This is a genomic window from Roseibium sp. (assembly GCF_965229775.1).
GTDB lineage: Bacteria > Pseudomonadota > Alphaproteobacteria > Rhizobiales > Stappiaceae > Roseibium.
Window position 1 is genome coordinate 1907057 of record NZ_OZ245929.1, and the last position, 10444, is coordinate 1917500.

Annotated in this window: 9 protein-coding genes (1 of these 9 only partly in view); 6 read left to right on the top strand and 3 right to left on the bottom strand. The window is 61.0% G+C overall.

The features are described 5' to 3' along the window. Nucleotides 1–2 precede the first annotated feature (2 nt). From ACO07N_RS08690 to ACO07N_RS08700, 3 genes are read right to left on the bottom strand one after another with little or no spacing between them, the layout of a single operon-like run. Nucleotides 3–2390 carry a TIM-barrel domain-containing protein gene (locus tag ACO07N_RS08690; protein WP_421980637.1) on the bottom strand — a complete coding sequence of 796 codons (2388 nt, stop codon included), beginning with the start codon at nt 2388–2390 and terminating at the stop codon, nt 3–5. A gap of 3 nt (nt 2391–2393) precedes the next feature. Next, nucleotides 2394–3695 (bottom strand): TRAP transporter large permease, encoded by a 1302-nt coding sequence (locus tag ACO07N_RS08695; protein ID WP_421980638.1) that lies wholly within the window; start codon nt 3693–3695, stop codon nt 2394–2396. Nucleotides 3696–3720: 25 nt separating this feature from the next. After that, nucleotides 3721–4245, bottom strand: coding sequence for a TRAP transporter small permease (locus tag ACO07N_RS08700; RefSeq protein ID WP_421980639.1), 525 nt, complete (start codon nt 4243–4245; stop codon nt 3721–3723). Nucleotides 4246–4481: 236 nt separating this feature from the next. Here ACO07N_RS08700 and ACO07N_RS08705 point away from each other — a divergent pair, with 236 nt between their 5' ends. The 6 genes from ACO07N_RS08705 to ACO07N_RS08730 all read left to right on the top strand — a co-directional run. Then, nucleotides 4482–5465: a TRAP transporter substrate-binding protein gene (locus ACO07N_RS08705; RefSeq protein ID WP_421980640.1), complete on the top strand. Its 984-nt coding sequence runs from the start codon at nt 4482–4484 to the stop codon at nt 5463–5465. A gap of 27 nt (nt 5466–5492) precedes the next feature. Continuing rightward, a complete protein-coding gene (locus ACO07N_RS08710) occupies nt 5493–7310 on the top strand; it encodes a glycoside hydrolase family 2 protein (protein ID WP_421980641.1) in 1818 nt (605 codons plus the stop codon). Further along, nucleotides 7307–8047, top strand: coding sequence for an FCD domain-containing protein (locus tag ACO07N_RS08715; protein WP_421980642.1), 741 nt, complete (start codon nt 7307–7309; stop codon nt 8045–8047). The genes ACO07N_RS08710 and ACO07N_RS08715 overlap by 4 nt, the downstream gene beginning before the upstream one ends. A gap of 28 nt (nt 8048–8075) precedes the next feature. Next, nucleotides 8076–9242, top strand: a complete 1167-nt coding sequence (gene uxuA / locus ACO07N_RS08720) for a mannonate dehydratase (protein ID WP_421980643.1) — start codon at nt 8076–8078, stop codon at nt 9240–9242. 97 nt (nt 9243–9339) lie between these two features. After that, nucleotides 9340–9741, top strand: coding sequence for a dihydroneopterin aldolase (locus ACO07N_RS08725; protein ID WP_421980644.1), 402 nt, complete (start codon nt 9340–9342; stop codon nt 9739–9741). 80 nt (nt 9742–9821) lie between these two features. After that, nucleotides 9822–10444, top strand: partial view of a dihydropteroate synthase gene (locus ACO07N_RS08730; RefSeq protein ID WP_421980645.1) — the 5' portion only. It continues 262 nt past the right edge of the window; the window shows 623 of its 885 coding nt (coding positions 1–623); it begins with the start codon at nt 9822–9824; its stop codon lies beyond the right edge, outside the window.

Sequence of the window (10444 nt, forward strand, 5' to 3'; positions counted from 1 at the left end):
TTTTACCGGGCCGGATTGAGACTGAGTGTGTCGCCCGCCGAGCGGGCGCGATCATTCACGATAAGACCGGTTTGACCTGCAAGCCAGATCCGGGCGTCGGAATAGGCGGGTTCCCAGGTGCCGGACCTGGACCAGTCAAGCCGCAGCGCGCCCATCTCGCGGGAAAGCTTCAGCGTCGTGAGGCAATGGCGGTCTGTCAGTGCGTCGCGTGAAACACCGTCGTCGTCATAGGTGTGGGATGTGCGCAGCGGACGGGTCTCTGGTTGCGGGTAGATGCACCAGGTCCGCTCCGTGTCGGAAGCCGCATCGGAGCGCAGATTGGGCGCGGCCATCGGCAGCACGGTGCCGCCGCGAACAAACAGCGGTATCGTCGCGTCGGTCACGGGAACCTCCAGCACATCGCCGCCCGGATGCCACGTGCTGCCGTCAAAGGCCCACCATCCATCCGCGTTTTGAGGCAGTGTCACGCGCCGCGTTCTGGCACCCGGTTCGACAACGCTTGCCACCAGCAGGTCCTTTCCGAGAAGGAAATCGAATTCCGCTGTTCTGCAGTTCGGGTCATCGGGATGATCCAGAAACAGCGGCCGCAGCATGGGTTCGCCATCGGTAACCGCCTGGTAGAGGAGGGTATAGAGATACGGAAGGAGCCTCGCCCGGAGTTTCAGCGCGTCGCGGACAAGTGGGGTGATTTCGGGATACATCCAGGCTTCGTTGGCCGTCCCGTCATCGTTCCAGGAATGGATTGTGAAACGGGGATTAAAGATGCCGTTCTGCACCCAGCGCAGAAACAGCTCGGGGTCCGGTCTCGGTCCGGCAAAGCCGCCGACATCGTGACCGACATTGTAAAAGCCGGACAGGCTCAGTCCTAGCCCCATGGGGATGTTCCATCTGAGGGTATCCCAACTCGTATGATTGTCGCCGGTCCAGGTCTGGGCGTAGCGCTGCGTACCGGGTGAGGTGCAGCGGGAGATCAGGTAGGGCCGTTTGTCCGGCTGGTCCTGCTGCTGGGCTTCGAAGGAAGCGCGCGTCATCAGCTGGCTGTGGAGCGGCCGGATCAGCCTGATCGGGATCGGCTCGCCGAAGCCCGCGCAGCGCGCATCATCATCCCAGACTTCATATTCGTTGTTGTCGTTCCAGGTGCTCTTGATGCCCCGGTCGAGCAGTTTGACGGTCACGTTGTCCTGCCACCAGCGGATGGTTGCCGGGTTGGTGAAATCGAGGTGGGATCCGGTACCGTCCCAGAAGGGCGACTGTTCCGGCTCGCCGCTCTCGCTGTCGCGGATGAAGAGACCCGCATCGACAGCCTGTTCATAGAGAGGGTGATCATCGAGCAGGACGGGCTTGATGTTGGCGATCAGGTTTATGCCCGCCGCTGCATAGGAGGACGTCAACGCTTCCACGTCGGGAAAGCGGTCGGTGTTCCAGTTGAAAACGTAGCGCCTGCCTTCGATCGCGGTATAGCCGGACGAAAGCTGGAAACTGTCGCACGGCATGTCCTCCGCATCGAGCTTTGCAAGAAACTCCTGCAGACGCTCCTGCGCATTTTCCGAATCCGTGTAGGACATGGTGGAACCGGAATAGCCCAGCCCCCATCGCGGCATGAAGGCCGTGCCGCCGGTCAGCCAGTGGTGGCGCTTGACGATCTTAAGAACCGAGGGCGCCCAGCTGAAATAGTAGTCCAGGTCGCCGTCTTCGGCCCGGAAGGCGCGGAAGGGCGGGTGGTAATTGTCCTTTTCGTTGCCGAGGTCGAACCAGCAGGAGGACAGCGTGTCGTAAAAGAGGCCGCAGGCGCCGAGAGCGCCCTTGTCCGTGATCGTGAACGGGATGTGCTTGTAGAGCGGGTCCGTGGTTCTGGCGTCATAGCCGAGCGCGTCGAGATTGCGCATTTCAAAGCGCCGGCCGGACCGGTCAAGCGCTCCGGACTTCTCGCCGAGACCGTAAAATGTCTCGTCCGGGTGCCTGAGAAGATGGTGCTGGTTCCGGTGATCCTTGCGTCCGAGCATGTAGGCGTTCAGGGGCCTGTCCCGGGCGACTTCCTGCCAGGGACCGGCCGGTTCCGTGCGCGCTTCCCAGATCAGTGCAAGTGGTCGACCAATTTTGAGACGCAGCGTTCCGGTTTCAAGTGTCAGGCCGTCGTCGTTCTCGTTCAGGTGGAAATTGGGACAGGAGAATCCGGATATGTCATCCCGTTTCCGGCCTTCGAAAGGAACGTCGCGCGCTGGAGCGATCGCCCAGGTCCTGTCGAGACGATACTGGCCGTCCTTCAGAAGCGAGATCCGGATGAGGTCTTGTTCCAGGACCGAAACGTTGAAATGGTGCCGGCCTTCGACGATCAGGCGTACGCCGTTTTCGGTGCGCGCCAGGAATTGCCAGGCATTGAGTGCTTTCATGGTCTAGTACCCCAGAAGGACGCGCGGCAGGAACAGGCTGAGCGCGGGGAAATAGGTTATCACCAATAGCAGCGATACCAGGACCGCGTAAAATCCGAGCATCGGCTTGATGACCTGACCGATCTTCACACCGCCCACCGAACAGCCGACGAAAAGCGCCGACCCGACCGGTGGCGTGCAGATGCCGATACACAGGTTGAACGTCATGACGACACCGAAATGCACCGGGTCCATGCCCAGGTCTTCAACCACGGGCAGGAAGATCGGCGTGAAGATCAGCAGCGCCGGCGTCATGTCCATGAACGTGCCGACGACCAGAAGCGCGATGTTGATGATGAGCAGAAGCACGATCGGGTTTTCCGAAAGGGCAAGCAGTGCGTCGGAGATCGAATAGGGAATGTCCGCAAACGCCATCGCCTTGGACATGGCGATGGAGCAGCCGATCATCAGGAGTACGATGGACGTGGTCACCGCGCTTTCCAGGATGATCCCCGGCAGCTCCTTCAGTGTGATTTCACGGTACCAGATCACGGCAAGGAAAAGCGTGTAGACGACCGCGACGGCGGAGGCTTCCGTGGCGGTGAAGATGCCGCCGATGATGCCGCCCATGACGATGACGATCAGGCCGAGCGGCAGCATGGCATCGGCCGCCTTCTTCACGACCTCCGACCCGCTCGGGCGTTCGGCGACGGGGTAGCCGCGCCGTTTCGCGATGATCCCTGCGACGACCATGAGGCTTAGGCCCATGAGAATCCCCGGAATGTACCCGGCAACGAAAAGGGCTGCGACCGAGGTGCCGTTCGTGATCAGCGAATAGACGATGAAGGTTGAACTCGGCGGAATCAGCAGGCCTGTCGGGCAGGACGCGATGTTGACAGCGGCGCTGTAGGTCGGGTCATAGCCTTCCTTCTTCTGCAAGGGCGCCATGACGCCGCCGACGGCGGCGGCCGACGCGACCGCGGAGCCGGAAATCGAGCCGAACATCATGTTTGCGATCACGTTGCAATGGGCAAGGGCTCCGGGCAGACGGCCGCCCAGCACTTTTGCGAACTCGATCAGGCGCATCGCGATGCCGCCGCGGTTCATGATGTTCCCGGCCAGGATGAAGAACGGAATGGCCAGCAGCGTGAAGCTGTCGAGTCCCGACGCCACTTGCTGTGCGACGATATAGACCGACTGGTCGAACGACATGAACAGCAGGAAAGTGGCAAAGGCCGCAAGACCGATCGAGAAGGCGATCGGCACACCGAGTATCATGAGCAGTGCAAACGTCCCGAACAGGACGAGGACAGACTGAATATCCATTTAGTTCCTCAATATCCTGCGTCGGTCAGTCGAGCGGACCGCCCGCCCTGGGCGCGCCGTCCTGATCGTTCGGTCCCCTGCCTGTGCGGAAGAGATCGGCCAGGAAGGTCAGGCAGTAATAGAAGATGCAGATCCCAGAAAAGGGGATCGCGACATAGACAAGGCCCATGGGCAGTCTGAGTGCCGGCGAGACCTGTCCGGTTGCCAGCGTCCGGTTCACCAGGTCCAGGCCGCCGTAAATCATGACCAGCGCCGCGAAGGTCGCGATGGCGATGATGATACCCGCATTGACCGAGAGCCTGAGGTTGCCATGCGTGATCTGCGGAAGCAGGTCGATGGCCAGGTGCCGGCGCTGACCGAGCGTATAGGCGCCGCCCAGGAGCGCGACCCAGATGAACAGGAACCGCGCCATCTCGTCGGTGACCGTGCTCGGGCTTTCCAGCACGTAGCGCGAGAATACCTGCCAGATGACGCAGGCAACAAGAACGGCGAATGCCAGGATGATGACGAGGCGCAGGACAAGGTCCACACCTCTTGTAATGCGTGTCACGATTGTCCTCCCAGACCGGTCCGCGTTGCGTTTTCAAGCAACATTAGCGGCGCGTGCCCGTGTAAGACATGCGTCAAGAAATTAAATTGGTCAACCAATTTTGCAAAAAAGGTTGACTGATTTTGAAAATTGGACGAACAATTCGCCATCCGCAGCGATCCATGCTGCGAAACCGCGGCCGGTGCGGTTCCTCGTTGAGGCGTCTTTTTCGCCCGGCCTGCATTTGGGAGGAAATCATGAAGAAGTTCGCGAAGCTCGCGGCCGTGCTGGCTGCAGGCGTTGTTGCAATTGGAACCGCTGCCAATGCCAAGACCCTGCGTCTCAATCACAACAACCCGGAAGACCACCCGCTTCACAAGTCGATGGAGTTCATGGCCGAGCGTCTTGAAGAAGCAACGGGCGGCGATCTGAAGATCCGCATCTATGCCAATGCGCAGCTGGGCACCCAGCGCGAATCCATGGAGCTGATGCAGAACGGCTCCCTGGACATGGCCCGGTCGAATGCGTCCGAACTCGAAGCCTTCGAGGAATCCTACGGTGCGCTCAACCTGCCTTACATCTTTGTCGATGCCGACCATTATTATGACGTTCTGAGCGGCGACATCGGCTCGGACATTCTCGCTGCGTCCGAAGACAAGGGCTTCATCGGGCTGGCGTTCTATATCGAGGGCGCACGGTCCTTCTATGCCAACAAGGAAATCCGCTCCCCAGCCGACCTGGAAGGCATGAAAATCCGCGTGCAGCCGAGCCCGTCCGCGATCCGCATGGTGGAACTGCTCGGCGGCAACCCCACTCCGATCGCCTGGGGTGAACTCTACAGCGCCTTGCAGCAGGGCGTTGTCGATGGCGCGGAGAACAATCCGATGGCCCTGACATCCGCGCGCCACGGCGAGGTTTCCAAGGTCTATTCCGATGACGGTCACACCATGATCCCCTCTGTGGTCATGATCTCCTCCAAGAGCTGGAACGAACTGTCGGACGACCACAAGGCCGCCCTGACCAAGGCGGCGCGCGAATCGATGGACTTCCATCGCGAGCAGTGGGATGCCATGAGCGCGGCAGCCGTTGAAACGGCCAAGAGCGAACTCGGTGTCAAGTTCATCGAGGTCGAGAAGGGCCCGTTCATCGAGGCGGTCCTGCCGATGCACGAGGAAGCGGCTGAAAAATCGCCGGTCGTCGCCGACCTGATCGGCCGCATCAAGGCGATCGCTCCGCAGTAAGCCAAGGCCCGACCGGAGACCGGAAAGATGCTCGAACGCTCGAAACTCGCCGAAAATGCGCTTCAGGCGCTGCATGACGAAGACTATGATCTCCCGTTCAACACGCAGTCTCTGAACCACAATGGCCTGATTTTCATGGGCGGGCGGGCATCTGAAAGTCTCAACGGCAACTGGAACTTCTGTGTCGATCTCCTGGACACCGGTCTCCGGCAGAAATGGTTCGCCCTGCTGCCGGAGGCACCGGAGGACCGCAAGGAGCCCTGGGACTACGATCCCTACATGGGCGAGACGGTTCCGGTCCCGTCGAACTGGGCGATGCTGAAGGAAAAGTGGTATTTCTTCGAAGGCAGCGCCTGGTACACGCGGCCGCTCGACGTCGGCGCCGTTGATGACGAAAAGCGCCGCTTCTTGCATGTCGGCGCCGCCGGCTACGACTGCAAGATCTTTCTGAACGGGCAGTTTCTCGGCAATCACTATGGCGCGTCGACGCCGTTCTGCGTGGAGCTGACCGGTCTTTTGCGCCCGGGCCGGAACTGGCTCATGGCCTGTGTCAACAACACCCGCACCCGCGACCGGGTTCCGATGCGCAACACCGACTGGTTCAACTATGGCGGCCTCTACCGCGATGTGAGCCTCTTCGAGACCCCGCGCGCCCTGATCAGGGATTTCTTTCTTTATCTCGTGCCCGACGGTACTTTTTCGAAAATCTGCGCGGAGATCGAAATCTGCGGAGCCTCGTCGGGCGAGGCAATGCTGTCCATTCCGGGTCTTTCGGTTGAAACGGGCATACCCGTCAGCAATGGCAAGGGCCGGGTCACGCTCTCGGTGCAGCCGGAGCTCTGGAGCCCGGACAACCCCGTCCGTTACGATGTGGAGCTTGCCTTCGGCGCGGACCGTGTCTCGGACCGGGTCGGCTTCCGCCAGATTGAGCGCGCCGGCACGGATATCGTGCTCAACGGCGAACCATTGTTCCTGCGCGGGATTTCCGTTCACGAGGATGATGCCGAACTGGGCAAGGTGACGAACGAAGCCGACTTGCGGCGCCGGTTCGAACATGCGCGCGACCTCGGCTGCAACTATCTGCGCCTCGCGCATTACCCCCATGATGATCTGGCGGCGCGCCTCGCCGATGAACTGGGGTTCCTCCTGTGGGAGGAAATCCCGGTCTATTGGGCGATCGACTTTGCCAATCCGGCCACCTATCGGGACGCGGAGAACCAGCTTGCCGAGCTGATCAAGCGCGACCGGAACCGGGCCAGCGTGATCATCTGGTCCGTCGGCAACGAAAATCCGGATACGGATGCAAGGCTCGAATTCATGCGCGGCCTTGCCGAGACCGCCAGGAAACTCGATCCGACCCGGCTGACCTCTGCCGCCTGTCTCGTCAACCATGCCGCCAACCGGATCGAGGACAGGCTCGCGGACCACATCGATATCATCGGCCTGAACGAGTATTACGGCTGGTACGAGGAGAATTTCGACGATCTGGCCGCAATCGGCAGGAACTCCGACCCGGGCAAGCCGGTGGTCATCTCGGAGACCGGCGCCGATGGGGTCATCGGCGAAAACGGGCCGCCGCGCGGACTTTTCAGCGAAGATTACATGGCCGAGGTCTATCGCCGTCAGATCGCGGTTTTGCGGGAACTGGACTACGTGAAGGGCATGTCTCCGTGGATCCTTTATGATTTTCGCGTTGAACGCCGGCAAAACATCTTCCAGAATGGCTATAACCATAAGGGGCTGATTGCCGCGGACAAGAAAACCAAGAAAAAAGCGTTCCATATTCTGGCGGACTACTATCGCGAGATTGCCGCCGCAGAGAAGAACGCAGGGAAGGCTTCATGACCGGCGAGGGTGGAAAACGTCGCTACCAGGAAATAGCCGAGCTGCTCGCACGAAGGATCACCGATGAGGGCTATCGGCCGGGAGACAAGTTTCCGACCGAGCGCCAGATTTCACTCGAGTTGGGGATCAGCAGGGCGCTCGTGCGCGAGGCCTTCATCGTGCTGGAAATCGAGGGTTACCTCGATGTCCGCAAGGGATCCGGCAGCTATGTCGCGTCCGGTGAGAAGATTTCCCTCAACGTGCACAAGCCGGATTTCGGTCCGTTTGAACTGCTGCAGGCCCGTCAGCTCCTGGAAAGCAGCATCGCGGGCTTTGCGGCGTCGACGATTACCAAGCACGATATCATAAAGCTGCGCGAAACCCTCGAACTCGAGCGCAAGGCCATCGAGAACGGCGTCGAGGACTATTTCGCCGACAAGCAGTTTCACCTGCTCATTGCCGAAGCCACCCAGAATAGCGTCCTTGTCGATCAGGTCGCCGACTTGTGGACCAAGCGGGAAAACAGTTCCATGTGGGCGCGGCTGCACGACCGGATTTTCGACATCAGTTACCGGACCAGGTGGCTTGACGATCATGCCGTGATCCTGGAGGCGCTGCGGCACCGCAATGCCGAGCAGGCCAGAAGCGCCATGTGGCAGCATCTCGAAAATGTGCGCCTGACGCTGCTCGAACTCTCCGATGTCGGAGACCCGGAATTCGACGGCTACCTTTATACGCCCGCAGTGGCGTCTCCTTGAGAACGATAACAAAAGAAAAGGCAAGGCGATGATCGAAAGCTGGCGTTGGTTCGGGCCGCAGGATCCGGTGTCGCTGAGGGATGTCCGCCAGACAGGCGCCAGCGGAATAGTGACTGCGCTCCACGAAATTCCGAACGGCACCTTCTGGCCGGAAGAGGAGATTGCCGCGCGGCGGCAGATGATCGAGGCGGCCGGCCTGAGCTGGATCGTCGCGGAGAGCATCCCGGTTCACGAGGACATCAAGACCGGAGCTCCCGGCTGGGAAAAGTGGGCCCTCAACTGGGCGGAGACGGCCCGCGCGCTCGCGCACCAGGGCGTGACGACCATCTGCTACAATTTCATGCCGGTTCTGGACTGGACGCGGACCGATCTGGACTTTGAACTTCCGGACGGGGCGACCGCGCTCCGGTTTGAATTCGCCGCCTACGCGGCATTCGACCTCTTCATTCTTGAAAGGGAGGGCGCCGAGGCCGACTACAGCGCGGCTGATATCGCGGCAGCGGAGGCGTTTCTCGCCGCCGCGTCGAAACAGGATCGCGACCGGCTGACGGCCAATATCATCGCGGGGTTGCCGGGCTCGGAGGAAAGCTACACGCTCGAGACGTTCCGCGCGCGGCTTGCCGCCTATCGCAATGTCGACCGCCAGGAACTGTTTCAGAACCTCCGCAATTTCCTCGATATCGTTCTCCCGGTGGTCGAGGAAGCGGGCGCGGTCCTGGCGATCCACCCGGACGATCCGCCCCGGTCCCTGTTCGGATTACCGCGGATCGCAAGCACGCTGGCGGATCTGGGGCTGATCGCCTCCATGAACGCCTCCCGTGCGAACGGTTTCACGCTTTGCACCGGATCGCTCGGTGTGCATCCGGACAATGATCTGCCTGCCATTGCGCGCGCTCTAGGCGACCGCATCCACTTCGCCCATCTGCGGGCCACACGGCGCGAGGATGACCCGCGAAGCTTTTACGAAGACGCCCATCTGGCCGGTGACATCGATATCGTGTCGATTGTCCGGGAATTGCGCCGCATGGAAACCGGCTCGGGAAAACAGATCCCGATGCGCCCCGATCACGGGCACCGCATCCTCAACGATCTGACCGGTACGTCCACGCCCGGATATCCGGCCATCGGACGCCTGCGGGGTCTATCGGAACTGCGCGGCGTGCTCAAGGCCGTCGACTATTTCGAAGACGCCTGAGCGCGGCCGCCACCCCGGGACGTTCTCCTCTCTTGACCTCTCGCGGCTTCCGGCTACATCCATGTCCTGAAACAGATTCTGAAAAGCGAAATGTTTGATGAGCGAAACGACGGACGCTGCGCGCACTCTGGTTGAAGACGGCCCTGACACGATCCTGATCGAAAATCTGCTGCTGCCGGCCGAAATCGGCATCCTCGACAGCGAGAAAGGACGGCGCCAGTCCGTCTGTTTCAGTGTCGAGATCGAGACGGTACCCGGCTATCGCGAAACGGTCCGCAAAACCGGCACCTTCGTGTCCTATGCGGACACCGTCTTCTTCATTCAGGAAAAGGCGAGCGCCGGCGGTCACGTGGATCTCGTCGAAGACTGGGCGGAGGCGATCGCCGAGTTCGTCCTGACCAATCCGCTCGCGTCCCGGGTCACGGTGAAGGTGACGAAACCCGACATCTTTGACGAGGCCGGCGCCGTTGGCATCCGCATCACGCGCAAGCGTGCCTGACACCCCCCAGATTCTCCGGCCGCCCGCATGCGGCCACGCACAGTCTTTTCTCAATTCCCTGAAGACCCGGAGCCCGTCCAATGATTTCCGCTGATCGCATCCTGCCGCTGTGGCTGAAATACAGGGAGGCCCTTGAGACCCCGGTCAGGACATTCGCGTTTCCGAAGTTCGGCCGCAGCTTCGAGGACCGGACCTACCAGATGGGCGTCCTGAACCTGTCGCCGGACAGCACCTACAGGGAAACCGTCTGCCACACGTTCGAGGCCGCGCTTTACCGCGGCAGGCGGATGACGCTCGAAGGGGCGGCGATGGTTGATATCGGCGCGGAATCGACCGGAGACACGGCGGACATAGTCTCCATCGAGCGCCAGATCGACCGCATGCGGCCGGTCGTGAAAGCGCTCGCGGAGGAAAACATCCTGGTTTCGGTCGAGACCTATCACCCTGAAGTCGGCGTCGCGCTGCTGGAAGCCGGTGCCGGCGTGATCAACCTGACCGGGCGTGTCGACGACAGCGCCTTTTACGAGGCCATCGCATCGCATCAGGCCGGCATTATCCTGTGCTACACGCCGGGAGAAAACGCCCGTTCGGCGGACTATCTTCCGCCCGCCGAGGACATATTCGATCATCAGCTGACCTTCTTCAGGGAAAGGATCGATCTTGCGACGCGCGCGGGCGTGGAGCGTCTCTGGGTCGATCCCGG

What these genes read in the sequence shown, in the direction of transcription:
- uxuA (WP_421980643.1), top strand. Translation starts at nt 8,076, where the DNA reads ATGATCGAAAGCTGGCGTTGGTTCGGGCCGCAGGATCCGGTGTCGCTG.
- ACO07N_RS08715 (WP_421980642.1), top strand. Translation starts at nt 7,307, where the DNA reads ATGACCGGCGAGGGTGGAAAACGTCGCTACCAGGAAATAGCCGAGCTG.
- ACO07N_RS08690 (WP_421980637.1), bottom strand. Translation starts at nt 2,390, where the DNA reads ATGAAAGCACTCAATGCCTGGCAATTCCTGGCGCGCACCGAAAACGGC.
- ACO07N_RS08705 (WP_421980640.1), top strand. Translation starts at nt 4,482, where the DNA reads ATGAAGAAGTTCGCGAAGCTCGCGGCCGTGCTGGCTGCAGGCGTTGTT.
- ACO07N_RS08725 (WP_421980644.1), top strand. Translation starts at nt 9,340, where the DNA reads ATGAGCGAAACGACGGACGCTGCGCGCACTCTGGTTGAAGACGGCCCT.
- ACO07N_RS08710 (WP_421980641.1), top strand. Translation starts at nt 5,493, where the DNA reads ATGCTCGAACGCTCGAAACTCGCCGAAAATGCGCTTCAGGCGCTGCAT.
- ACO07N_RS08695 (WP_421980638.1), bottom strand. Translation starts at nt 3,695, where the DNA reads ATGGATATTCAGTCTGTCCTCGTCCTGTTCGGGACGTTTGCACTGCTC.